The 23,549-nt window shown below is 69.3% G+C and carries 26 protein-coding genes and 1 tRNA gene; 12 read left to right on the top strand and 15 right to left on the bottom strand.

Features of this window, described 5'->3' with window-relative positions; translation table 11 throughout:
- Positions 1-131: 131 nt before the first annotated feature.
- Entirely contained in the window at positions 132-1,019 is an 888-nt protein-coding gene (locus tag ACIO52_RS22200) for an SDR family NAD(P)-dependent oxidoreductase (protein WP_402646382.1), read from the top strand.
- The gene (locus tag ACIO52_RS22195; RefSeq protein WP_218721054.1) at positions 1,019-1,780 is read left to right on the top strand and encodes a glucose 1-dehydrogenase; all 762 of its coding nucleotides are present in this window, start codon (positions 1,019-1,021) and stop codon (positions 1,778-1,780) included. The genes ACIO52_RS22200 and ACIO52_RS22195 overlap by 1 nt, the downstream gene beginning before the upstream one ends.
- A gap of 6 nt (positions 1,781-1,786) precedes the next feature.
- On the opposite strand, the gene ACIO52_RS22190 is transcribed toward ACIO52_RS22195, so the two are convergent.
- Entirely contained in the window at positions 1,787-2,497 is a 711-nt protein-coding gene (locus tag ACIO52_RS22190; RefSeq protein WP_402646380.1) for a hypothetical protein, read from the bottom strand.
- 191 nt (positions 2,498-2,688) lie between these two features.
- On the bottom strand, positions 2,689-4,311 hold the full coding sequence (locus tag ACIO52_RS22185; protein WP_402646601.1) for an AMP-binding protein: 1,623 nt from the start codon (positions 4,309-4,311) through the stop codon (positions 2,689-2,691).
- Between the two features lie 504 nt (positions 4,312-4,815).
- On the opposite strand from ACIO52_RS22185, the gene ACIO52_RS22180 reads away from it, so the two are divergent.
- The gene (locus ACIO52_RS22180; RefSeq protein WP_342799972.1) at positions 4,816-6,876 is read left to right on the top strand and encodes an AMP-binding protein; all 2,061 of its coding nucleotides are present in this window, start codon (positions 4,816-4,818) and stop codon (positions 6,874-6,876) included.
- A gap of 15 nt (positions 6,877-6,891) precedes the next feature.
- Here the strand turns inward: ACIO52_RS22180 and ACIO52_RS22175 are convergent, their stop codons facing one another.
- Positions 6,892-7,572 carry a TetR/AcrR family transcriptional regulator gene (locus tag ACIO52_RS22175; protein ID WP_308248637.1) on the bottom strand — a complete coding sequence of 227 codons (681 nt, stop codon included), beginning with the start codon at positions 7,570-7,572 and terminating at the stop codon, positions 6,892-6,894.
- Between the two features lie 101 nt (positions 7,573-7,673).
- Between ACIO52_RS22175 and ACIO52_RS22170 the strand changes: the two genes are divergently transcribed.
- The gene (locus ACIO52_RS22170) at positions 7,674-9,470 is read left to right on the top strand and encodes an FAD-dependent oxidoreductase (protein WP_402646377.1); all 1,797 of its coding nucleotides are present in this window, start codon (positions 7,674-7,676) and stop codon (positions 9,468-9,470) included.
- 4 nt (positions 9,471-9,474) lie between these two features.
- Here ACIO52_RS22170 and ACIO52_RS22165 read toward each other — a convergent pair whose 3' ends face one another.
- From ACIO52_RS22165 to ACIO52_RS22135, 7 genes are all read right to left on the bottom strand, one after another.
- On the bottom strand, positions 9,475-9,741 hold the full coding sequence (locus ACIO52_RS22165; RefSeq protein ID WP_316574230.1) for an Ada metal-binding domain-containing protein: 267 nt from the start codon (positions 9,739-9,741) through the stop codon (positions 9,475-9,477).
- A complete protein-coding gene (locus tag ACIO52_RS22160; RefSeq protein WP_316574231.1) occupies positions 9,738-10,469 on the bottom strand; it encodes a 2OG-Fe(II) oxygenase in 732 nt (243 codons plus the stop codon). The genes ACIO52_RS22165 and ACIO52_RS22160 overlap by 4 nt, the downstream gene beginning before the upstream one ends.
- Positions 10,466-11,080: a methylated-DNA--[protein]-cysteine S-methyltransferase gene (locus ACIO52_RS22155; protein WP_218721061.1), complete on the bottom strand. Its 615-nt coding sequence runs from the start codon at positions 11,078-11,080 to the stop codon at positions 10,466-10,468. Before ACIO52_RS22155 ends, ACIO52_RS22160 begins: the two co-directional genes overlap by 4 nt.
- A complete protein-coding gene (locus tag ACIO52_RS22150; protein ID WP_374104910.1) occupies positions 11,077-11,568 on the bottom strand; it encodes an RNA polymerase sigma factor in 492 nt (163 codons plus the stop codon). The genes ACIO52_RS22155 and ACIO52_RS22150 overlap by 4 nt, the downstream gene beginning before the upstream one ends.
- Positions 11,569-11,573: 5 nt before the next feature.
- Positions 11,574-12,089, bottom strand: coding sequence for a methylated-DNA--[protein]-cysteine S-methyltransferase (locus ACIO52_RS22145; RefSeq protein WP_402646372.1), 516 nt, complete (start codon positions 12,087-12,089; stop codon positions 11,574-11,576).
- A 101-nt stretch (positions 12,090-12,190) separates the two neighbouring features.
- Complete coding sequence (locus ACIO52_RS22140; RefSeq protein WP_316574234.1) at positions 12,191-12,541, bottom strand: Lsr2 family protein; 351 nt, start codon at positions 12,539-12,541, stop codon at positions 12,191-12,193.
- 82 nt (positions 12,542-12,623) lie between these two features.
- Complete coding sequence (locus ACIO52_RS22135) at positions 12,624-13,838, bottom strand: MFS transporter (RefSeq protein ID WP_402646369.1); 1,215 nt, start codon at positions 13,836-13,838, stop codon at positions 12,624-12,626.
- A 164-nt stretch (positions 13,839-14,002) separates the two neighbouring features.
- Between ACIO52_RS22135 and ACIO52_RS22130 the strand changes: the two genes are divergently transcribed.
- From ACIO52_RS22130 to ACIO52_RS22120, 3 genes are all read left to right on the top strand, one after another.
- Entirely contained in the window at positions 14,003-14,149 is a 147-nt protein-coding gene (locus ACIO52_RS22130; RefSeq protein ID WP_218721066.1) for a hypothetical protein, read from the top strand.
- Positions 14,134-14,343, top strand: a complete 210-nt coding sequence (locus ACIO52_RS22125; protein WP_342799969.1) for a hypothetical protein — start codon at positions 14,134-14,136, stop codon at positions 14,341-14,343. Before ACIO52_RS22130 ends, ACIO52_RS22125 begins: the two co-directional genes overlap by 16 nt.
- Before the next feature lie 82 nt (positions 14,344-14,425).
- Positions 14,426-15,601 carry a cytochrome P450 gene (locus ACIO52_RS22120; RefSeq protein WP_342799968.1) on the top strand — a complete coding sequence of 392 codons (1,176 nt, stop codon included), beginning with the start codon at positions 14,426-14,428 and terminating at the stop codon, positions 15,599-15,601.
- A 206-nt stretch (positions 15,602-15,807) separates the two neighbouring features.
- On the opposite strand, the gene ACIO52_RS22115 is transcribed toward ACIO52_RS22120, so the two are convergent.
- From ACIO52_RS22115 to ACIO52_RS22100, 4 genes are all read right to left on the bottom strand, one after another.
- Positions 15,808-16,323, bottom strand: coding sequence for an AAA family ATPase (locus ACIO52_RS22115; protein ID WP_402646365.1), 516 nt, complete (start codon positions 16,321-16,323; stop codon positions 15,808-15,810).
- 108 nt (positions 16,324-16,431) lie between these two features.
- On the bottom strand, positions 16,432-16,689 hold the full coding sequence (locus tag ACIO52_RS22110) for a hypothetical protein (RefSeq protein ID WP_402646362.1): 258 nt from the start codon (positions 16,687-16,689) through the stop codon (positions 16,432-16,434).
- A 211-nt stretch (positions 16,690-16,900) separates the two neighbouring features.
- The gene (locus tag ACIO52_RS22105) at positions 16,901-17,449 is read right to left on the bottom strand and encodes a nitroreductase family protein (RefSeq protein ID WP_308248639.1); all 549 of its coding nucleotides are present in this window, start codon (positions 17,447-17,449) and stop codon (positions 16,901-16,903) included.
- Positions 17,450-17,520: 71 nt separating this feature from the next.
- Positions 17,521-19,029, bottom strand: coding sequence for a flavin-containing monooxygenase (locus tag ACIO52_RS22100; RefSeq protein ID WP_402646359.1), 1,509 nt, complete (start codon positions 19,027-19,029; stop codon positions 17,521-17,523).
- A gap of 158 nt (positions 19,030-19,187) precedes the next feature.
- Between ACIO52_RS22100 and ACIO52_RS22095 the strand changes: the two genes are divergently transcribed.
- Both ACIO52_RS22095 and ACIO52_RS22090 read left to right on the top strand, forming a co-directional pair.
- Positions 19,188-20,426: a CdaR family transcriptional regulator gene (locus tag ACIO52_RS22095; RefSeq protein ID WP_218721071.1), complete on the top strand. Its 1,239-nt coding sequence runs from the start codon at positions 19,188-19,190 to the stop codon at positions 20,424-20,426.
- Positions 20,427-20,803: 377 nt separating this feature from the next.
- Positions 20,804-20,877 (top strand) — tRNA-Pro (locus tag ACIO52_RS22090).
- A 563-nt stretch (positions 20,878-21,440) separates the two neighbouring features.
- Here the strand turns inward: ACIO52_RS22090 and ACIO52_RS22085 are convergent.
- A complete protein-coding gene (locus tag ACIO52_RS22085; protein ID WP_402646355.1) occupies positions 21,441-21,779 on the bottom strand; it encodes a hypothetical protein in 339 nt (112 codons plus the stop codon).
- Between the two features lie 62 nt (positions 21,780-21,841).
- On the opposite strand from ACIO52_RS22085, the gene ACIO52_RS22080 reads away from it, so the two are divergent.
- The 3 genes from ACIO52_RS22080 to ACIO52_RS22070 all read left to right on the top strand — a co-directional run bounded on the left by ACIO52_RS22080 (position 21,842) and on the right by ACIO52_RS22070 (position 23,515).
- Positions 21,842-22,105, top strand: coding sequence for a hypothetical protein (locus tag ACIO52_RS22080; RefSeq protein WP_402646352.1), 264 nt, complete (start codon positions 21,842-21,844; stop codon positions 22,103-22,105).
- A gap of 355 nt (positions 22,106-22,460) precedes the next feature.
- Positions 22,461-22,685, top strand: coding sequence for a hypothetical protein (locus tag ACIO52_RS22075; RefSeq protein WP_402646349.1), 225 nt, complete (start codon positions 22,461-22,463; stop codon positions 22,683-22,685).
- A 476-nt stretch (positions 22,686-23,161) separates the two neighbouring features.
- The gene (locus ACIO52_RS22070) at positions 23,162-23,515 is read left to right on the top strand and encodes a hypothetical protein (RefSeq protein ID WP_316574287.1); all 354 of its coding nucleotides are present in this window, start codon (positions 23,162-23,164) and stop codon (positions 23,513-23,515) included.
- Positions 23,516-23,549 lie beyond the last annotated feature (34 nt).

Here is a 23,549-nt window from a genome sequence, read left to right as displayed (position 1 = left end):
CGAGCGGGTATCGGAGTCTTCTTACCCACCGGCCGCGCGCAGGAAACCCCAGGCAACCGGACCGGACGCCGTTCCCGATGAGCGGGAAGGGCCGCAGGCAGGTGCGCGGACCCGGTCCTACGGTGAGCGACATGACAGCAACATCGCACTCCGACGGCGTGGCGAGCACAGTCGTGCCCGGAGTCGCCCTGGTGACCGGTGCCAGCCGCGGCGTCGGCAAAGGCATCGCGCTGGCGCTCGGCGCCGCGGGCTGGACCGTCTACCTGACCGGCCGGGGCAGCGCCGGTGACGGCGGTCCGCTGGAGGTGGCCGCCGCCGAGGTGAGTGCCCGTGGCGGCACCGGCATCGCCGTGCGCTGCGATCACCGCGACGATGCGCAGATCGCCGCCGTCTTCGCCCGCATCGCCGGCGAACAAGACGGCCTCGATCTGCTGGTCAACAATGTCTGGGCCAATCCCGACGGTTTCGCCGGTTTCAGCGATCCGTTCTGGCGTCGACCGGTCGGCGACTGGGATTCGCTGATCGGCGTCGGCCTGCGCGCGCACTACGTCGCCGCGGTCGAAGCGGCACGACTCATGGTCGCGCGCGGTAGCGGCGTCATCGCCAATATCTCCTCGTTCGGCACCCGCGGCTACCTGCATTCGGTGCTGTACGGGATGTCGAAGGCGGGCCTGGACAAGATGGCCGCCGATATGGCGGTGGAACTGCGCGGCACCGGCGTGAGCACCCTGTCGCTGTGGCCCGGCATCGTGCGCACCGAGCAGGTGCTGGCCCTCGGCGTCGAGGACATCGAGGGTTTCCCGATCGCCGGCGCGGAGACGCCCGAATTCGTCGGGCGGGTCGTGCTGGCACTGGCCACCGATCCGTCGATCGGCGACCGCAGCGGCGCCACGGTGATCACGGCCGAGGCGGCGCTCGACTACGGCATCACCGACATCGACGGTGGACAACCGGTCTCGCATCGCGCGGCCTTCGGCGGCGGCGCGGTCTTCGGCATTCGAGAAGAAATGGAACAGTGATGGATCTTTCGGGCAAGGTAGTGCTGGTCACCGGTGGTGCGCGCGGTCTGGGCGCCGCCTTCGCGCACGGAATCGTCGCCGCGGGCGGCAGCGTCGTGATCGGTGACCTGCTGGACGCCGACGGTGCCGCCGTCGCGGCGGACCTGGGGGAGCGCGCCCGCTTCGTGCACCTCGACGTCACCGACCCGGCCTCGTGGCAGCATGCGGTCGATACCGCGGTGGAGGCGTTCGGCGCGCTGACCGGGCTGGTCAACAACGCCGGAGTGACCGCCTCGGGCGTTCCGCTGGTCGACGAGCCGTTGGAGACCTTCCAGCGGGTGATCCAGGTGAACCTGGTCTCGGTCAACATGGGCATCCACGCGGTGGTGCCCGCACTGCGGGCGGCCGGTGGCGGCTCGATCGTCAACATCTCCTCGGCCGCCGGACTCGTCGGCCTGGCGCATACGGGCGCCTACGGCGCGGCCAAGTGGGGCGTGCGCGGGCTGACCAAGGTGGCCGCGATCGAACTCGCGAGCGACCGGATCCGGGTGAACTCGGTCCACCCCGGCATGGTGCTCACCCCGATGACCGCGCCGACCGGCATCGGCCTCGCGGACGGCGGTTTCCCGAACGCCCCGCTGGGCCGGGTGGGCCGTCCCGAGGAACTGGCCGGTGCCGTCACCTACCTGCTCAGCGACGCCGCCTCATACACGACCGGCGCCGAGCTGGCCGTCGACGGCGGCTGGACCGCGGGCCCGCCGGTCGTCCGCGTCGACGGCTAGCCGCACTCAGCGTCGAACAGCGCGGCGGCACACCAGCATCTGATCGGCGCCCGCCTGGAATTCGTATCCGACGTCGACGATCCGTGTCCGGACCCCGCGCTCGCGCAGATCCGCGCGGAGCCGGTCGAGATCGCGGTAGCGCTGTTCGGTCGCGATCGGGAGCAGCGGGAAGATCCGTGCCTCGGCGCCCACCCGGAGAAGTTCGCCGATCGCGGCGAGGTGGAACTCGTAGTCCAGGTCGGCGGCGTAGCTGAACAGCAGGTGCGAGCTGAGCACGAGGTCGAAGGCGTTGTCGCCGAAGGGCAGATCGGGCAGCCGGCCCGCCACGTAACGGTCCGGTTCGGCCCGGCTGTGCGCGCCGAACAACTCCGCCGCGCGCTGCCGGACTGTCAGGTGCTCGGCCGGGTCGGCGAAGAACGTCCACCGGAACTGCTCCGGATGCGCGCGGACGTAGTCGTTGCCGCGCACGGCCTCGCTGACTGCGGTGGCGGCGACCGCGGTCGTGCCGTCGTCTTCGTAGGCCAGGTCGCAGGCCGTCACGTCCCCGCCGAGCCCGCGGACCTCGGCGGTGAACCCGGCCGCGCCGCCCGGACAGTCCAGGAGGCGGCGGCGCAGGTCGGCGTCGGTGAGGGCGAACATCGACCGATATTCGCTCAGCGAGCGAGAGCTGATCAGGAAGCCGCCGAACGGCTGATCGCTGGTGTCGTCGGAAGTCATGGCCGGTACCCCGTTCTCGTCGGGGCCGCCGACCGGCGCGGAGCGCGGGTCCGACGCGAGGACGGGATGCGGCCGCTCGGAGGGCGGCCGCACGCACAGTCGATGACGGCCGCTATCGCGGCCACCACTCCTGCGCTGTCATCGTCACCAGCCCATTGAAGCACAGCACGCCAGCGGTTTTCGGCGCCCGTTCACAGCAGGCGTTGCCTGCCGTGGGCGGCGAACTCGGCTGCCAGTTCCGCTCTGTCGGCTTCGGTCATGCGGTGGTAGCGCGGCAGGCCGCGGCCCGCCCACCGGTGGACCGGTTCGTCGGTGCGCCAGGCCTGCTCCTGGAGTTCGCGCTTGAGGACCTTGTTCGATCCGGTCACCGGCAGATTCGCCGAGACCCGCACGAATCGCGGCATGCCCTTGGACCCGAGATCGTCCTGAGCGCAGAGGAACGCGGTGAACTCGTCGAGATCGAAGTGGTCCGGATCGGCGACTTCGACCGCGGCCATGACCTGATCGCCGGAGCGCGGATCGGGCACCCCGAACACCGCGGCGGCGATGACGGCGGGGTGGCGGCGCAGCACCTGTTCGATCAGCAGCGTCGAGGTGTTCTCGCCGTCGACCCGCAGCCAATCACCTTTGCGGCCCGCGAAGTACAGGAATCCGTCGGTGTCGATGTAGCCGAGATCGCCGGTCCAGTACCAGCCGTTGCGGATCCGGTCGGCGTCGGCGGCCTCGTTCTTGTAGTAGCCCTCGAAGACGAGCGCGCCCGCCTTGTCGATCATCTCCCCGATGGCCTCGTCGGGATTGCGGACCCGGCCGTACTCGTCGAGCTCGGCCCGCGCGCACTCGCGCAGCGTGTCCGGGTCCACCACCGCGACACCGGGACGCGCGGGTCTGCCGAGCGCGGCCGGCGGTGCGGCCGGATCCAGCGCCGCCAGGCTCGGTCCCTCGCTGGAGCCGTAGCCCTCGTGCAGTTCCGCGCGGAAGCGGCGCCGGAACTCGCGCTGGTCGGCCACCGACGCCTCGGTCCCGAAACCGCGAACCAGCGCATTGTCGGCGTCCAGCGCGGTTTCGGGTGTCGCGAGCAGGTAGCCCAGCGCCTTGCCGACATAGGTGAAGAAGGTCGCGCCGAAGTACCGCACATCCGGAAGGAACTGCGACGCCGAGAATTTCGGGGTCAGGCAGACCGTCGCGCCGACCGTCAGCGCGGGCGCCCACAGCGCCATGATGGCATTGCCGTGGAACAGCGGCATGCAGCAGTAGTCCACGTCGTCACGGACATGCCCGAACTTCGCCGCCGCCGCGTACCCGACCGCCGCGAGACGGCGCTGGGTGCACCGCACCGCCTTCGAGGTCCCGGTGGTGCCGGAGGTGAACAACAGCAGCAGCAGATCCGTCGGCCCGCCCAGCGCCGTGGGCTCGACCCGGTGGGCAGTGACGCGGTCGGCGTAGTCCGGGCTGTCGACCAGCAGGAACCGGTCCTCGGTGAGGCCGTGATCGAGCTGCCGCAGTCGGGTCATCCCCGCCGCGTCGGTGACGATCAGCTGACAGTCGACGTACCGGATGTCCTCGGCCAGCTGGGCATTGCCGCGGGTCGGATTGAGCCCGGCGACGGTGGCGCCCGCCAGGGCCGCCGCGCCCAGCCAGAAGACGAAATCGGGCACGTTGTCGAGCAGCACGCCGAGGTGGAACGGACCCGCGCGGCGCAGGGCGCGGGCCAGTTCGGCACGGGCGGCCGACTCGCGGACGACCGCGTCCCAGGTCCAGTCGGCGTCGCGGGTGCGCAGGCCGAGACGCTGATCGCCGAGCCGGTCGAGCAGCATGGTCGCGATATCCGCGCGGTGCGGGCTCGGCTGTTCCGTCTGATCCTCCGACAGCTCCACCTCGAGCAACGCCGGATCGGCGAGTCCGGCGGCGAGCTCACCCGGCGGCGGCTCGGTATCGTTCGCATCCATCTCGGCACCTCCACTGGCGGGGACTGTCAGCAGCATGCCGGGTCGCGGCCGCTTTCCACCCCGGTTGTCCCGCTGGATGGCACGGGCCGAAGTCGGGCGTGGGCTAGGCTCGCCCGCTATCTCATCGAGGCCCGCGCACCACGGTGACCGGAATCGCTCGCGCGGCCCACGAAAGTTTGGTCACTGTCACCAACGCGACCGGTCTGGTTTCGTAGGGTCGCAAGAATCCGTAGATCTTCCATTCGCCCACGAGCGGGCGCGCCACGATGGGTTCTGGTGCAGTGCCTGCCGACCGGGCACCGCCGTGGCACGGGGGCCGCGGCGACGAGGCACTTCCCGGCAGTGTGGCCGGGCCGGCGAAAGCGCGAAGAAATGCCGAGTGACGTCGTCGATGTGGTCGTGGACTTCGCCGTCCCGCGTCGGCCGCTGTGGGATGTGCTGCTGGAGCCGCAGAGCTATCCGCGCCTGTGGACCGGAATCGGTGGGTGCGAGCGGATTCTGCACCCCGACGGCGGCACCGTCTGGCAGGTCAGGATCGGCGACGCGGCCCTCGGCGTCCGGACCGTCGGCCTGGCCCTGACGATCGGCCGCTGGTACGAGAGCTTCGAACTGCACAATCCGGAGACCGGCAGCTTCGCCATGGTGCGGCTCACCGGCGCCGAGGACCGCACCTCGGTGAGCGTGACCGTGTTCGCCGCACCCCGCCTGCATCCGGCGCTGAAAGGCGCGACCAATGCCACCGTCATCGGTTGGGTCAAAGACGGTCTGCGCCGGGCGGCCGACCTGGTGCGCGGGGCGCGGACCTCGGTGGTGGCCAACGGCGACCGGGCCCCGATCCGGCGCACCACCGAAATCGCGCGGTGGTGGGTGAACTCTGGCCTGGTCGCCCCGCCGCTGACCTCGGCCCGGCAACTGCGGTCGCTGTACCGGTGGGGATTCAATCTGGCGGGCGGCTACGCCGCGGGCGCCGCGCACAGCCCCGACCAGCTCGCGCTGCTCGACGACGTCAGCACCGTGACCTTCGCCGAGACCGACAAGCGCACGACCGCGCTGGCGGGCGCGATGTACGAGGTCGGCCTGCGCGCGGGCGACGCGGTCGGCCTGCTGGCCGGAAACCATTGCGGCATGGTCGAAACCATGGTCGCCGCCGGGAAGCTCGGTGTCGACGTGGCGCTGCTCAATGCCGGGTTGTCCGGACGGCGCATCGAGGAGATCGTGCAGCGGCACCGTCTCTCGGCACTGTTCGTCGACACCGGCTTGGCCCATCTCGTGCAGTACCTGCACCGCGATCTGCCCCGCTTCGTCACCGACGACGTACCCGCGCACCCGGGCCGGACCTCCATCGAGGACCTGATCGCTCTGCGCCGCACCAAGTTTCCGGTGCCGACGGTGCCCGGCAGGCAGATCGTGCTCACCTCGGGCACCAGCGGCACCCCCAAGGGCGCGCGCCGTCCGCACGCGAAGGGCTTCGACACCCTCGTCGCGCTGCTGTCGCGGATTCCGATCCACGTGGGCAGCACGATGATGATCCCCGCGCCGCTGTTCCATACGTGGGGACTGTCCGCGCTGCAACTGAGCACCGCCGTCCGCGCGACCGTGGTGCTGACCCAGGGCTTCGACGCCGAGGATTGTCTGCGCCGCATCGCCGAACACCGGGTCCAGACGCTGATCGCGGTGCCGACCATGGTGCAGCGCATGGTCGACCTGCCCGAGGCGGTCCGCGCCCGCTACGACCTGAGCAGCCTGCGGCACGTGATCAGCTGTGGCGCGCCGCTGGCGGCGATCACGGTGGACCGCTTCCTGACCGACTACGGCGACGTCCTGTACAACCTCTACGGCTCGACCGAGGTCTCTTGGGCCAGCGTGGCAGGCCCCGAGGACCTGCGGGCCGCACCCACCACGGCCGGTCGGCCGCCGCTGGGCACCCGCATCGCCGTTCTCGACCCCGATCGCGCGCCGGTACCGATCGGCATGATCGGGCGGATCTTCGTCGGCAACCACATGCTGTTCGACGGCTATGTCAGCGATACCCCGCCGGAGGAGTCCGACGGCATGCTCGACACCGGTGACCTGGGCTATCTCGACGCCGAAGGCAGGCTGTTCGTGGCCGGGCGCGACGACGAGATGATCATCTCCGGCGGCGAGAACGTCTTCCCGCGCCCGGTCGAGGAGGCACTGTCGTACCTGCCGCAGGTCAGCGATGTCGCGGTGGTGGGTGTGCCGGATCGTGAGTTCGGGCAGCGGTTGGCCGCGTTCCTGGTCAAACACGAGGGCTCCGGCCTCGATTCGGACATGGTGCGCACCTACGTGCGCAACCGGCTCAGCCGCTTCTCCGTGCCGCGCGATGTCACCTTCCTCAACTCGCTGCCGCGCGGGGAGACCGGCAAGGTACTCAAGCGGCTGCTGGTCGATCCGGAGGGACTGGCGGGCTGAGTCCGGGGCGAGCTCTCAGCGCGGCCGATCCTCACCGCCCGCGGTGCCGGGCACGGCGATCCGGCCGCTGTAGATCGCCCGCAGGGACGTCGCGGCGAAGGCGGCGCAGTAGTCGATCAGGTCCGCGATCGGAACCTCCAGCCGTCCGCTGTGCTTCTCGACGATGACCCGCTCCAGCGTGCCGACCACCGAGAGCGCGAAGATGTCCATCACCTCGGCGGCCGGGTGCTCCTCGGGCCGGGCACTCGTGCCGGTCGCCGCGACCAGCCGGGCGAAACGCCACAGTGCCTCGCGCATACGGTCTTCGGCGCCCGCCCCCGCCGGTTCGACGAAGACGACCCGGAGTGTGCGTGGATCGCGATCCAGGGCGGTGAGATAGGTGCCGATGCCGGCGCGCAGCTTGTCGGTGCCCCGCGCGGGGGTCGCGGCGACGGCCGCCGACACCGCGCGGTACAGCTCGTCGATGACACGGTCGAAGACCGCGGCGAACAAATCCCTGGTGCCGCTGAAGGATTCGTAGAAGTAGCGGTCGGTGAGCCCGGCCTCGCGGCACAGGTCCTTCACGCCGGTCGCGGCGTAGCCGTGGGTGCCGAACAGCGTGAGCCCGGCGGCGAGCAGCTTCTCGCGTCGGGCGGCGGCCCGCTCCTGGGCGCCCATGCCACCGTAGGTGCGGCCCGGCCGGGCCGGGGTGCTCACCGCGTCACCGTGATCGTCATGTCGGCATTGTCTCCCATGCGCGCCGACTCTGTGTCAGCATGTGACGATCGCGATCGTCAGATTGAGAACGGGGTCGATCAATGGCAGCTCGACATCAGAACCACCTGGTCAGCCGTCGTACGGTGCTGCGCGGTGCCGCCGCGGCGGCTGCGAGCGCAGGGCTGGCGGCCGGTACCGCGCAGGCGAGTCCACGCAGGCGCAACGGTCCGGCGGGCACCACCGTCGCGATCTTCGGCGCGGGGATCGGGGGCTTGACCGCGGCGCACGAACTGGCCGAACGCGGCTTCGCGGTGACGGTCTACGACCGCAAGGAACTCGGCGGAAAGTCGCGCACGATCCCGATGGCGGGCACCGGAGCCGGGGGCCGGGCGGCCCTGCCGGGCGAACACGGCGCGCGTGGGTTCACCTCGTTCTATCACCACGTCCACGACACCATGCGCCGCATCCCGGTACCGGGAACGCGCAAGACCGTCTACGACAACCTGATTCCGTTCTCGGTCACCGATCCGCGCTACCCGCGTTCGGGCAACCTGCCCGACGGCTTCCCGCTGATGTTCGGCTTCTACTTCGATCCGGCCGAAGCGCTCACACCGAGGGGACTGCAACGGATTCTGACCGAGGTGTTCATGAAGAACGATCTCGTCCCGCTGCCCGAGGCCATCCACATGGCGGGGCGGGTGGTCACCTACCTGACCTCGAGCGAGGAACGTCGCTTCGGGCAGTGGGAGCACGTCAGCTGGTGGGATTTCATCGGCGCGGGCACCAGGTCCGCGCAGTTCCAGGCGCTCGCCGCGACCGGCCTGACGCGGGCGCTGGTCGCCGCCAAAGAGTACGTGGCCAGCACCCGCACCATGGGCAACATGATGGAGGGGTTCTTCATCGCGCTGATGCGCGAGCTCACCGGCGGGCCGAAGGTCTACGAGGTGCTCAACGGGCCGACCAACCAGGCCTGGCTGGATCCGTGGATCGCGCTGCTCGAAGACATGGGGGTGCGGTTCCGGCCGGGGGAAGCGCTCGAGGAACTCGTGGTCGCGGACGGCCGGATCGGTGGTGCCCGGATCCGCGGTGCGCATGGCGGGTCGACGCGGATCGAGGCCGACTGGTACGTGTGCGCCGTGCCGACCGACCGGGCCCGCGCGCTCTGGACACCCGAACTGCGGGAGCTGGATCCGGCGCTGGGCCGGATGGACGCGCTGAACCTGGACTGGATGAACGGCATGCAGATGTTCGTCAGCGAGCAACTCGACCTCGGCAAGGGCTACAACATCTACCTCGACGCGCCGTGGCGGCTGACCTCCTACACCCAGCGCGCGTTCTGGGACGTCGACTATCCCGCCGTCTACGGTGACGGCGCCGTCGCCGACGGCCTCACCATCGACATCGCCGACTGGGACACCCCGGGCATCCTGTTCGGCAAACCCGCGAAATACTGCACCCACGAGGAGATCTACCAGGAGACCTGGGCCCAGTTGACCGCCGCGCTCAACGACGACGGCCGGATCCAGTTGCCCGACGGCATCGTCCGGGCATGGATGATCGATCCCGGCATCGTGTGGACCGGCAGCGAGAACACCAATGACGAACCGCTGCTGGTGAACACGATCGGCTCCTGGGACAACCGGCCGACCGCGCGGACCCGCGTCCCCAACCTGTTCCTGGCCGCCGACTACGTGCAGACCAACTTCGACCTGGCCACCATGGAGGGCGCGAACGAAGCGGGCCGCAGCGCCGCCAACGCGCTGCTCGCCGCGGCGGGCTCGGCGGCCACGCCCGCGCGGTTGTTCACCCGGGAGTCGATTCCGGCGTTCGAACCGTTGCGCCTGGCCGATGCCGCCCGCTTCCGCGCGGGGCAGCCCAACCTGTTCGATCTCGGGTGATCGGTCAGCGCCGGGCGTTGCGCCACGCCCGGTAGCGGTCGGGACAGCACACCGCACACGGTCGGTAGCCCGCGGCGACGGCGGTGGTCTCGTCGGCGAAGAACACCCGGTGGCAGACGTAACCGCCGCGCGCGATCGCCCGCCGCGCCGACGGGCAGTCCAAGCGGCCGTAGATCTTCGACCGCCGATGGCCACCCCAGCGGCCCGCGCTCGCGGACCGAAAGGGGCGGCCGTCGCGGTCGAGCAGCACGTACGGTAGCGGGGTGCTCATGCCGCGTCGTGGAAGACCAGCGCCAAGGTCGTCCGATGTCCGGAACGGACAACCGACACTCCGTGCCGGACCGGGGCGGCCGACCAGCCGCGCGCGGAGCGGACGGGACGATCGCGGGTGGTGAACACGTAGCCGTGTCCACGCGGCAACAGCGTTGCGGTACCCCGGGATTGGGCGCGGGGCCGCTGCTCGAGCAGCAGGAACTCCCCGCCGGTGTGATCGACGCCGGGTTCGTTCAGGTTGATGACGACCTGCAACGGAAAGACCAAGTCGCCGTACAGATCCCGGTGCAGGGCATTCCAGTCGCCCGTCTGGTAGCGCAACAGGATCGCCGTGGATTTGTGCTGTCCCGCCGCGTGACACATCGTCAGCCACTCGTCGAGGGTGTCCGGCCACGGCGCGGACCTGCCGAGCCGGGCCCACCAGTCCCGCGCGATCGGCAGCAGGTGTGGGTACAGCGCCTGTTTGAGGCGTTCGACGGGCTCCGGGTAGGGCGCGCGCAGATACCGGTACTGCCCCTGCCCGAAACGATGCCGGCCCATGTCGACGGTGCTGCGGAACAGCTCGTCGTGGGGGTAGAGGTTTCGGATCCGCGCGGTCTCGCCGGCGGTGAGCAGCTCGGGCAGCAGCGCGCCGCCGAACTCGTCGAGCTCGGCCGTGATCGCCGTCCAATCGCCGGCGTCCACGCGCTCGCGCCACCGATCGGTGCGTCGGCTCGCGGCGGTCACGCGGCCTCCAGTTCGAGCAGTGTCGTCTTGGCTTGTGCGCCACCGATGTAGCCGCCGAGGCTGCCGTCGGCCCGCAGCACCCGATGGCAGGGCACGACCACGGGCAGGGGGTTGGTCGCGCACGCCGTACCGACCGCGCGCACGGCCTTCGGGTTGCCGACGAGTTCGGCGACCTCGCGGTAGCTGCGGGTGTGGCCGTACTCGATCTCGGGCAGATGGCGCTGCACCAGCTGCCGGAAGCCGTGCGACAACGACAGATCCAGGGGCAGATCGAAGACCCGGCGGCGGCGGTCGAAGTATTCGCCGAGTTCGCGCGCGGCGTCGTCGAGCCGGCGGGGGGCCCGCAGGATGCGCGGGCTCAGTTTCTGTGCCAGCACCGCGAGGACCCGGTCGTGGTCCTCGCCGGCATAGGCCACCCGCACCAGGCCGCGCGGGGTCGCGGCCAGCAGTAGCTCGCCGACGGGGGAGTCGATGGTGGTGTAGGCGACGTCGACGAGGCCGGCGGCGTCGGCCCGCTGTTCGAGCCGCCGATGCAGGCGCGACAGCACGTCGGCGTCCACGGGCGCCGACAGTGCGGCGACGATGTCGTCATCGCGACGGGTATCGCTCATGATGGTGCTCCTTCCGGGTTCGCGCCCGGGTAGGTCTTGCGCAAGGTCTTCACCGCGTCGGCCGCGGCTCGCCGGGCGGCATCGACACTGCCGCCGAGGACCTCGGCGATTTCGGCGTAGGACAACCCCGCGACATAGCGGTAGGCGATCGCCTGGCGCTGTTTGGTGGGCAATCCGCCCACCGCGGTCCACAGCTCGGTGTCCTCGGGGTCGACGACGGGGCTCGGCGCGTCGGGCAGCCGGTCCACGGGCAGTGGGTGGCGGGTGGCCGCGCGCACCACATCGATCGCCTTGCGATGGGCGATGCGCACCAGCCACGCTTCGACATTCGCGTCCTCGGGCAGGTCCGGGTAGGCGCGCATCGCGGCCAGGAACGTCTCCGACCAGGCGTCTTCGGCGTCGTGGACGCCGAGGACGACCCGGCACACCCGCAGCACGGTGGGCCCGTGCCGGGTGACGACCTGCTCGAAAGGCTGCTTCACGGGCACCCCGGTCAGAACAGGCGACCGGCGCCGACCGCGGCCGGTTCCTCGAGGTCGAGCAGAGCTCGTTTGCGCGCGAGGCCGCCCGCGTAGCCGGTCAGCGACCCGTCCGCGCCGACGACCCGGTGGCAGGGCACGAACAGGCACAGCGGATTGGCGCCCACGGCCTTGCCGACCGCCTGGGCGAGCCGGCGATCGCCGAGCCGCTCGGCGATCCGGCCGTAACTGGTGCGCTCGCCGAAGGGGATCTCGGCCACGATCCGCCACACGTCCTGTCGGAACTCGTCACCGGTCGCGTGCAGGGGCAGCTCGAAGTTCCGACGGCGACCCGCGAGATAGTCCAGCACCTGCGCGGCCGCCTCGGACAGGAGTTCGTCCTCGGTCCCGGATACCGCGCGCCCGAAGGTCTCGGCCGCGGGCCCGCGCACGTGGCGACGGAAGTACAAGCCCGTCACGGCGGCGCCGGACGCGACGAGGGTGATCGGCCCGAGGACACCGGCATCGACAACGAGGTGTCGAGTATTCATCTGCTTTCCTTTCGCTGACACCGTGAAGACGTTGCGCATCGGGAAAACGTGAGATCCGACTGTCGATCGGAACCGGTGGGGCCTTCGGGCCGCGGTGTGTTCTAGGCGTTCGCCTCTTCGTACGCGGCGATGATGTCGGCGGCGATCCGGCCGCGCGCCGAGACCGTGTGGCCGTTGTTGCTGGCCCAGGTCCTGATCGCGGTCAGGTCGTTGCGCCGCGCGGGCGCGGCGGCCGTACCGCTCACCTCGGACCGGCGACCGCTCGTCTTGACGCGCCCGGTGCGGCGGGCCGCCGGGATCCACTGATCGAACAGATCGCGGAGCTTGGCCGCGTTCGTCTCGGACAGGTCGATCTCGTAGCTCGCGCCGTCGATGCCGAACGAGACGGTCTCATCGGCGGCGGATGCGCCGTCGAAATCATCGACGAGGGTGACAACGACTTTGCGCGCCATGAGGATCCTGTTCGTGAGGGGCTGTGTCCTCAGTGATCGTAATGCGAGCCCGACAAGCGCCTCGGTCGCCCCACAATTCCGGTCATTTCGCTCTCCGAACACCACGAGTGTTTCCGGCCGACCCTTGTCCTTCGGGGCGGACCGCGAGGCCGACGGTGACAGCGAGCAGACCGAGAACGGCCGCGGTGGGAGCCAGCGCGCTCGCCCCGACCAGGGCCAGCGCGCCGCCACCGAGGCCGGTCCCGAGCGCGACGGCGAGGTAGACCGCGGACCCGTTGAGGCCCATCGCGATCGGCGCGATCGCCGGGACCAGGGCGAACAAGCGGTGCTGCTGCGGCACGATCGCGATGCCCACGGCGACGCCGAGCCCGGTCATGGCGACGACCGCGCCGAGCGTGCTCGTGCGGCCGACGGCCAGCAGGACCGCGCAGGCGGCCATCCCGCTCGCGCCGAGCACCAGCGTGGACGGCGCACCGCGCAGGCGGATGAGTCGCGCTACGACGGTGGTGCCGACGACCTGCCCGCCGCCGAAGGCCAGCATCGCCGCCACGACCAGCGTGCCGGAGACCTCCAGCACCGCGGGCAGGTAGGCGATGAGCAGGAACGCGGGCACGATCACCGTCACGGTGCCGAGCAGGATTGCCCGCACCCGCGCATCGGTCAGCACCCGCAGCCGATCGCGCAGCGACAGTCTCGGCGCGTGCGCGGCCGGAAGCAACGCCACCGCGCACAGGGCGATCACCGCGGGCACCATCAGGATCCACACGGCGGTCCGCCACCCCCAGGCCTGGCCTAGCAGGATCCCGAAGGGGAGCCCCGCCACCAGCGCGAGCGAACCACCGCCGGAGACGATGGCCAGCGACCGGGCGCGATGCGCGTCGTCACTCAGCAGACCCGCGGTGCTGAAGGCGTTCGCCTGATATGCGGCCGCCCCCAATGCCGCGACCACGCGTCCGGCGGCCACCGTCGCGAAATTCGGTCCCGCGGCCTGCACCACCAGCCCGGCGACGAACACCACCATTCCACCCGCCAGCAGCACTCGGCGATCCCAGCTACCCGTCAGCGCGGCGATCACCGGCGACCCCACCGCGTACCCGACCGCGAACAGCGCGGTCAGCTGTCCCGCCGTGCTGATCGAGACGTGCAGATCGGCGGCGACCTCCGGGATCAGCCCCGCCAGCACGTAACCGTCCACCCCCAGGGTGAAGGTGCCGATGGTGAGGACGAGCAGGTGGGCGACGGTCAGATTCCGCGGCCCGGCCCCGGTTCGCGCGTCGACATCGACTCCGGTGCTCATCGCGGCCCACCCAGCATGCTCCCAGTCTCGGGGCGTCCACTCTGTCCAGGGTCAGCGACCCTAAAGCTCCTATCGCGGCCAAGCTTTCACCGATCCACGCGCCGCGAGTCGAGCGGCCCCCCGTGATTGCCCTCGACTCGCCTCGACCGCGGCATGATCGGTGGATGGAGTTCCAGCTCGCGATGTCGGCTCGGCCCGACAGTCATCGGTTCGTCGTCATGGTCGAGCCGGAGGGGATGGCCTACGGGTTTCCCGCGGAGGGCAAGGTCGTCCGGGTCTTCCGTGGCCCGACGCGATGCTGGCCGAACTGACCCACTATCCCGACGGGGTGGTCCTCTGGCGGCCTGCCGACACCGAGGTCTGGGCCACCGCGGCCGACGGGAACAGCGAACTCATCGGTGGATTCAGCGGCAACCCCGTTCCCGGCTTCGATACGGGCGGAAAACCGTTGGATCGACCGTCGCGGGGCCTGATCGAGCGCGTCTTCCACTCCCAGGCGCTCTGACCGGCGCACCCGAGGGTTGACGCGGTGACCGTGCGGGCGGACCATCGGTGGGGTTGCTGCTTCGGGGTGGGAAGGGTTGGCCGTGAACGTCAGTCGCCAAGGGTTTTTCGATCATCTCGACTGGTTCGACGAGGGGCACTGCGCGCAGCTGGACGAGGAGCTGGCGTGGGCGCGCGAGCACTGTCCGGTCGTGCACACCGGATTCGGCGGTGGCATGCATGTGGTGACGCGGTACGAGGATCTGGTCACGGTTGCCGCGCATCCCAAGATCTTCAGTTCGGCCATGCCCGGACTGACGACGGTCCCGGTCGCGCTGCCGCCCATCGACGTGGATCCGCCACTGCACCACGACTTCCGGGCGTTTCTGAACGGCCCGTTCGCCAAGCCCGCACTGCGCCGGTACGAACCCGTGCTGCGGCAGCTTGCCGACGAACTCATCGACCGATTCGCCGATCGCGGGCAGGTCGAATTCGTGAGCGAGTTCGCCATCCCGTTCACCGCGGGCGCACTGGCCAAGATCGTGCTCGACGACGACAACGAGGAGCGGCTGGCCCGCGCGGTCGATGCCGTCACCCAGGTCTCGGTGCAGAACACACCCGAAAGTTTCGCCGCTGTCGCGGGATTGGCCGCCGAACTCATGGCGGAGCGGGCCGCGGCACCCCGCGATGACCTGCTGCAATCCATCGTCGATGCCACGGTCGAGGGGGGCCGTCCACTCACCATGGAAGAACGGCTCGGAGTCGTCACCGTGCTCCTGCTGGGCGGTCTGGACACCACCCGCGGCGCCCTGGCCTATATCGCCGAATATCTCACCGAAATGCCCGGCCTGGAAGCGCGACTGCGCGAACCCGACTGGGCGACACGCGATCTCGACGAAATCCTGCGCTACACCTCGACCGTGAGCGTCATGGGCAGAGTAGTGGCCGAGGACAACGACCTGCTCGGCGTCCCCCTGGTGAAGGGCGATCGGATCGCGGTGCACTGGCGCTCCGCCAACCGTGACACCGTCCGCTTCGACAATCCCGAACAGCTCGACTTCGACCGTAACCACAACCCGCACTTGGCCTTTGGCATCGGCATCCATCGCTGCGTCGGCCGCCACTTCGCCCGCATGCAACTCGACATCGGCATCACCCGCCTCCTGGACCGCCTCACCGGTTTCCGCCTCGCCCCCGGCACCCAGATCGCTCGCTCGGTAGGCATCAGCGTCGGCGCGCCCCGCGAACTGCACCTCCAGTTCGACCGCGTCCGGAGCTGATCGGTGCCGCTGCCGCGTCAGCCCCGCGCCGCCGTGCCGAGCCGCGGCGCCTCGAGGGCGAACAGCCCCACCGACCGACCACTCGGCAGGTCGGTGGGAGTCGTGTGCGCGGAGGCGGCTCGAGGGGAGAGCGGTCTTCACGCTGTCACGACCGCCGAGCAGGGCCTCGGGAGACCGCGCAGCACGGGTCGAGAACGTTTCCGTCGTCACGACCCCAGGCCGCGGACCCAGCGTCGCGCATCGGCGGCCGATGTCAGGTGCACCACGGTCACCTCGGGGAAGCGGGCGATCAGCTCCTCGGTGCGCAGTCGCCGGGCCTCGTACTGGTCCCACGCCCACCGAATGGGGTGGTCCCGAGCCGGCCAGTTGCGGAACGATTCGCGATTACCGTTCCACAATTCCCGCCCGGTGATCGCGCGCGTGAACGAACGCCACAGGACCCGCCGCATCACCGTCCGCTTCGGAAGGTCCAGCCACACAACGGTATCGGCCCTCGTCCACAGCAGATCGCCCAGCCATCGGCGATACTGGTCTTCGGTCACCCACCGCGGACCCGCGGTGAACCCCTCGACCTCTACTTCGAACTCCGGCCGCTTCACCCATCCCGGCCCGTGATGCAACGCATCCAGTTCCCGCCGGGGTATCCCGAGCCGCTCGGCAAGCACGCCCGCCAATGTCGGTTTCCCCGCCCCTGAGATCCCGGCGATCAGAATCCGCTGCACCGACTCACCTTAGCGACCGGCCGAAAGCGCCGATCACCGTTCGGGGGGTCGTCAGTCCGGTCTGGTCGGCGAGCACGAGCTGGGCGCGGTCCCGGGCATCGAGTTTCGTCATCGCGCGACCGACGTGGGTGCGGGCGGTGGCGGACTGAGGAACATCGCCGCCCCGATCTCGTCGTTGCTCATGCTCCGGCCGACCAGGGCGAGGACCTCGCGTTCACGGTCGGGTGAGCACCGACAGCCGATCCGCGGGCGCGGCAGCCGGCGCTCCGCGGTGAACTGCCCGAGGAGGCCGCGGGTGACCCGCAGCGCCGGCACCGGCCTGCAGCGCGTCGAAGACGCCTGCATCCGGTTGACGACTTCGATCACCCGGACTCGTCCGCGTGGGCGGTCGCGCGGACGAGTGCGGCCATTCTGGCCAGGCGGCCGGGCGCGGACTGTGGCGGCCCCCGAACCGGCTCGATCGCACTCGTCGTTCGCCTGCCCCCGCGCCGACCGCTGGACCCGGGGAGCTCGGAAAGGTCTGCGGGACCAGCGGCCCAGCGGGATCGCGACAAGGCGGAGCGTTGGCGGCGCCGACTCACTGCCAGGGTGCCGCGCGCAGCTGGGCGATGTCGTGTCGGGTGCGTCCGCTCGCGGTGTCGGCGGCGCGACCGACCGCGATCATCGACATCACGACCCAGCCCGGGTTCGGGGCGAGCTCGGCCGTGATCGCGTCACGGTCGAAGGCGCGGAACTGGTGACAGGCCAGCCCGAGCGCTTGGGCCTGCACGGTGAGGTGGGCGACGGCCTGCCCCAGGTCGTAGTCGGCGAATTCCGAGTAGGGCAGATCGGTGTCGTCGACGAATCGCCGGGTCAGCGTGACGATCAGCAGTCCCGCGGCGGACGCCCAGCGCGCCGAACTCGGCGCCAGATACCGGGCGATCCGCTTGTGCTCGACCTCGCCCGGCCGAGCCGGATAGAAGCTCCACGGTTGCGAGTTGCCCGCCGAGGGCGCCCACCGCGCCGCCTCGAGCAGCAATTCGAGGCTCTCGTCGTCGACGGTTCCCGCCGGATCGAACGCGCGCGGGCTGTAGCGGTCGGCCAGCAGGGGATGCAAGCGGGTGGGGCGGGGCTGTTCGGAAGACACGTCCACTGCCAACCCCGCGCCGCGCAGTCCTATGCCCACCACGCGGACGGCGGGCCGGTCGCACGTGGCGGCTACGCGGGGACCGTCGCCGTGCGCCGGGCCCGCTGACGCGCGGTCTCGAAATGCAGTTCGGGGTCCAGAACGGCGGCCTCGCGCAGGAGCTTCACATCGTCCTGGTAGTTCATCGACGTCCGCCACGGCATCCGGTCCCCCTGGCTGGGCAACTCGGCCACGGCCCGCTGGATGTAGCCCGCGGCGAAGTCCAGGAACGGCCGGGTCGGCATCGACGGGTCCGCGACCTCGGCGCGCGCGATCCGGTAGTCGTTGTCGTCCATGTGGGCCAGCAGGCGGCAGAAGTGCTCACACAGCAGGCCGATCTTCAGCGTCCACGAGGAATTCGTATAGCCGATGGCGTACGCGAGATTCGGCACACCCGAAAGCATCAGTCCCTTGTAGGCCACCGTGTTCGCCACGTCGACCGCGCGGCCGTCGACCGTCACCGGGATACCGCCGAACGCCCGCACGTTCAGGCCGGTCGCAGTGACGATGATGTCCGCGTCGAGTTCCCGGCCCGAGACCAGCCGGATCCCGTTCTCGGTGAAGGTGTCGATGCGATCGGTGACCACCGAGGCCTGGCCCCGCCTGATCGAGGTGAACAGGTCACCGTCTGGCACGGTGCACAGCCGCTGCTCCCACGGGTTGTAGGGCGGGTTGAAGTGTTCGTCGACCGGATAGCCTGCCGGCAGCTGCTTGGCGTTGGTCCACCGGATGATCCGCCGCATCACGCTCGGGTACTTCTGCGACAGGCTCCAGACCAGCTTCTGCTGGGCGATGTTCTTGCGCCGGGTCAGGGCGTAGCCGCGTGCGTCACCGAGCACCCGCTTCATCGCGTTGGCGATCGCGTCCTTCCTCGGCACCGGCAGAATGTAGGTCGGGGTGCGCTGCAGCATCGTCACGTGCGCCGCGGACTCCGCCATCGCGGGCACCAGGGTCACGGCCGTCGCACCACTGCCGATCACCACGACACGCTTGCCTGTGTAGTCCAGGTCCTCGGGCCACTGCTGCGGATGCACGACGGTGCCCTGGAACCGGTCCCGGCCGGTGAACTCGGGGGTGAATCCCTCGTCGTAGCGGTAGTAGCCCGCGGCCGAGAAGATCCAGCTCGCGGTCAGCTCGAGGCGTTCGCCGGTATCGGTGCGGTCGACCTGCACCGTCCAGCGCGCCTGCTCCGAGGACCACGACCCGCTGACGACCCTGTGGTGGTAGCGGATGCTCTCGTCGAGCCCGTTCTCGGTGGCGGTTTCGCGCAGGTAGTCCAGGATGCGCGCGCCGTCGGCGATGGACTGCTCGTCGCGCCAGGGCTTGAACTCGTAGCCGAAGGTGTGCAGATCGGAGTCCGAGCGGATACCGGGGTAACGGAACAGGTCCCAGGTGCCGCCGAGGCCCGCGCGGGCTTCGAGAATGGTGAAGGTCTTGTGCGGCAGCAGGGTTCGCAGATATCGGCCCGCGCCGATACCGGAGATCCCGGCGCCGATGATCAGGACGTCGACATGATCGGCGGCGGTCGGCGTGGATGTCATAGCGGCTCCTTGGTCCGGCTCCGTTGCGCGAGTGCCTGCGCGGAGGGCGAGGTACGTGGCCGCGCCGGGCGGAACTGCGCCGGGGCGGGGTGTGTTGTCCAGAGTCGGGCAACACGACGTGCTTGCGCTACGACATAACGACGCAGCATCATCCACTGATGCGGCAAAATGATGCACGCGACGCACGCTGGCCCGAGCCCGGTCCGGAGATCGTCACCCTCATCCGGCAGGCGGCCGAGTCGGCACTGCGGCCGTCGGGGGAGTGGCTGGAGGAACTGCACGCGGCCTCGCTCGCCGGCGAGCGCATGCGCCGGATCGCCGAAGACCCCGTCCTCGCCGCGGCGGTGCGCCGCGCGAACCTGGCCAACATCACCCATTGGGCTTGGTCCAATGTGCAGCACCCCGGTCGCCGGGTCCCACCGAACCTGGGCCCCGAAGCCCTCTCCGCGGCCCGTGACCTGGTCCGGCGCGGCCTGGACGAGACCTCCCTCGACGCCTATCGCTCCAGCTACAGCGTTGTCTGGAACCGCTGCATGGAGATCTGCTTCGGGCTGACCGACGACCCCGCTCAACTCCGCGAACTGCTGGAACTGGCGTCGCTGTCGATCTCGACCTACGTCGAGGACACCGTCGCCGCCGTCACCCAGCAGATGAAGGCCGAACGCGAGGACCTGACCCGCGGCACCAACGCCGAACGCCGCGCCACCGTCTCACTACTGCTCGAAGGCGCGCCGATCCGGCGCGGAGAAGCCGAACGCCAACTCGGCTACCGCTTGACCGGACCCCACACCGCGGCCGTCCTCTGGGCGACCTCACCCGGCGCGAGCGACCAGCTCGAAGCGGCGGCGGAACTGCTCCTGCGAGTCGCCGGCGCCGCCCACCGCCTGACGATCGTGGCCGGCGCCGCCGCCCTGTGGCTGTGGTTGCCGGTCGACGCGGCACCGGAACTGGACCCGGTGCACGCCGGGCTCGCCGACGCACCGGACGTGCGCGTCGCCATCGGTCGTCCCGGCCTCGGCATCCCCGGATTCCGGCGCAGCCACCTCGACGCCCTCGAAACCCAGCGCATGCTCACCCGCCTCACCTCCCACCGCCGAGTGGCCCGCCACGAAGACGTCCAACTGGTCACCGTCCTGACCGCCGACCCGCTCCGCGCCGACGAATTCGTCGCCGACACCCTCGGCGCCCTGGTCACCGCCGAACCGGACGTGATCGAAGCCGTCACCACCTACCTCGAACAACAATGCAGCACCACCCGCACCGCCGACCGGCTGTACACCCACCGCAGCACCGTCGTCCGCCGCCTGTCCCGCGCCGACGAACTGCTGCCCCGCCCACTGGCGAGCAATACGATCGCCATCGGCGCTGCCCTCGAGGTGCTCCGCTGGACACGGTGAACTCACCGCCGAACCCCTTCGCCCGCAACGCCACTGAATTGACCTGCCGCCGATCAACTTCCGATGGCGGAGAAAAGGTCGGTACCCAGCGGCCTCTCCCGCAGCGCGTGAAATCCGGAGGGGTGGAGGTGCGTTCGGCGAGATCCCTGGCCCGCTTGACGAACATCCTCCGGACGCCGCCCCGGGCTCGACGATCTCCGATCCGCCGGAGTCGGCCTACGCCCAGTCGTCGACCCGCTCGGAGGGGTGCGCGCCCGCGCCCTACCTCCACTGGATCCGCAGCGGAAACCTGCAAAAAACAGCCATCTACCAGCCGATTAGTTCCTACGCAGAGTGGTGCGGTAATCTTTTCGAGCACCCGGCGACGGGGGCAAGAACGGGCTGTGGCGCAGCTTGGTAGCGCACCTGACTGGGGGTCAGGTGGTCGCAGGTTCAAATCCTGTCAGCCCGACAGTGGAAACCCCCTCTGACCTGGGTCGGAGGGGGTTTCTCCGTTTCGGAGATTTGACGTTTTTTGCCCCGCCACCACAGAAACCCCTCATTTTTGAATCTGATCGACCGTCCCAGTAGAAGTTCGATACTCCTCGTCTGGCCGGTTCTTTCGTTCGCCAGTCGAGGATCGCGCTACACCGTGGGCTGCGGTCGGAAGAGCGATCCGGGGCCGATCTGTTCGGGCCAGTCGCAGTGGCGTGGGGAAGGCTCCGTCCCGCTCTGCGTCGCGGCCGAAGCGTGGCGCGCCCGATCCAAGTGCCCAACCGCATAGGGTGGACAAGCCCGCGACGTGTCGGCGGCGCGAAAGTGAACGGGGAAGGTTCGCCTCGACCGGTCGACCGGTCGAGACGAACACACCGTCCAGGAAGACGAGGGCGAACGCCTACCCATCTCGCGGCAGCGCAGACACGCAAGACTTAACGGCCAGCAGTCCGGCCGACCCCCCAATGGTCGGACCAGGAAGACAGCGGCCGCTGCAGGGGCGAGGTCGGCCTGACCGCCGATAAGAGACCTTCTCAGTGGTCAGCTGGCCTCGAACGCGGTCCGAGCTACGTCGGGCCATCGCCGACGCCAGAGCATCAACAGCGAGGGAGCCTTCATCCTCGAATCGATCGAGTAGCCCACGATCCGGTTCGAGAACACGTCCTTGACCGCGCAAAGGTAGAGCTTCCCCTCATCGGTGCGATGCTCGTGAATATCGTTGAACAGCAACCTATTTGGCGGCTGGGTCGTGAGCTTCCGTTCGACGAGGTCGTAATGGACCGGTGGACCCGATCGGGGGGCCTTGGTACCACGCTTCTTGCCGAAACTGCTCGACCACTTGTTGGCCGAGCAGATCCGCCACGCGGGCCGGGCAGCCATCGGCTGGCCCGCGTCGGCGGCCTTGTCGGCGAGGAATCGGTACCCGATTCGAGGTCGTCGCGGTGGGCATCGAACAAGGCGCTGGCCCGGTATGTCTGCTCGAGTACGACGTCGGTGATCGGGCCGCGAGCCACCCGGTAGTACAGTTGGCGCGCGATGATCAGGACCCGACACGTCGCCGCGACGGCGATCCGGTCTGCGGCCAGCTCGCGGACGAGTGGGTAGTTGATGTCCCGCCGGGTCTCCTGCGACAAATAGGCTGCGGCCCGGCGAAGCATCTCGTTCTCCTGCTCGAGCAATCGGATCCGTTTCCGTCCTTCGCGTAGTTCGGCGTTCTCGGTCGCAGTGGTTCCGGATTGATGCCGTCTTCGACATCGGCCTGTTTGATCCAGTTGACCAGGCAGGACTCGCTGATCCCGAAGTCGGCGGCGATCGGCTTGAGCTATTGGCCTGGTCCTCGGTTGCGAGCGACCCGGACGGTGTCGTCGCGGAACTCTTTGGGGTAGGGCTTGGGCACGGGTACACCAGCAGTGCCGGGCCGGCACGACAGATCACGCTGGCACCCGATCCTGCAGCAGCCCCATCTCTTATCGACGAGAACTAGCCGACACAGTCAGAAGCCGTCCGCGCTTGTGAATCCTCAGGCTTCGCACACTGCGACATCTACAAGGGGCGGTAGCGATGGCTAAAGAAGATCTCACCTTCTGCCGGATAGATGAACCGCTGTGCGGCATGGTGGCGACCGTCGAGGATGATCGTCTGACTGGGGCAGAGTTCATGATTAGCGCGGCTATTTTTCTGGTATCGGTCGGCGTGGGGCTGGATTGGGTGGATTCTGTGCCCAAGAACGGCGGTCGAAGACCCCCCTCGGCCCGTTCGAGTCTGATGGAATCTCTGCCAACATAGAAGGGTGGGAGGGAAATCGGGAACCCGGGTGTTGGGCGCTGTGTGCGAAAAATGTGGCGCTCAGAATGTAGTCGGAGTCGCGATGGTGTGCGAAGAATCCAGGGTCAGCAGGCTTGCTTTTGGGAACCATGGTCCCGATTTGAGAGGACCTAATGCTCTATGTGCCTGATGGGGTTCGTGGTGGGATCGGGGCCCGCGAAACGCTGCATGCATATTCTGAAAAGGGGCCCTCAGATGACTTCTTCCATATCATTTGGTCCACCTCGTTGTGAAAGCGAGGTCGCCATCGATTCCCTGTTGCCGACGGTGCGGCGACTGCGGCACATCGCCAGAGCCCGATACCGCTGCGGTGTCGCCCGCCGGGCCTCTCGAGGTGTTGGTGACGCTATCTGCTGCGGGGCAACCTCGGACACCCGAGATGCCTCGGGTAGCGCCGAGACATTGTGGTTCATCGATGTGAGTTTCGGGCGTGAGCGATGACGGCACAAGTCGATCTCTACGTCATCGCCCGGCTGGACGTCGGAGATGTTGCTGTCGATGTCTACTTCTGCGAGGTCTTCGTTCACTCTGCCAACGGCTCCTTCGGCGGCCGAACCAGCGCAAGCTGGTCGAGGACCCTGCAACCGGCGCAAGATGTGTCGGCCGACCTGGACGGACTCGACCGGACGATGTCGGCTGCCGGGTACCGGCGTACTACCGGTTGGCGCGAGCGTGTCACCGCCAGTGGGGCGATGCGCTACTTCGCCGACGCGACAACCCGACTCGGGGCCACCGTCACCGGCCCCGTCGCTGCGGGCGGCCACATTCAAGCCCTCGAAATCAATCTGTAGCAATTCCTCAAATCCAGGGTGCGAGGGGGACTGT

The organism is Nocardia sp. NPDC087230 (assembly GCF_044744725.1).
GTDB classification, from domain to species: Bacteria; Actinomycetota; Actinomycetes; order Mycobacteriales; family Mycobacteriaceae; genus Nocardia; species Nocardia canadensis.
Note: the sequence above shows the minus strand (reverse complement) of the source record. Positions and strands in the feature narration are given on the sequence as shown.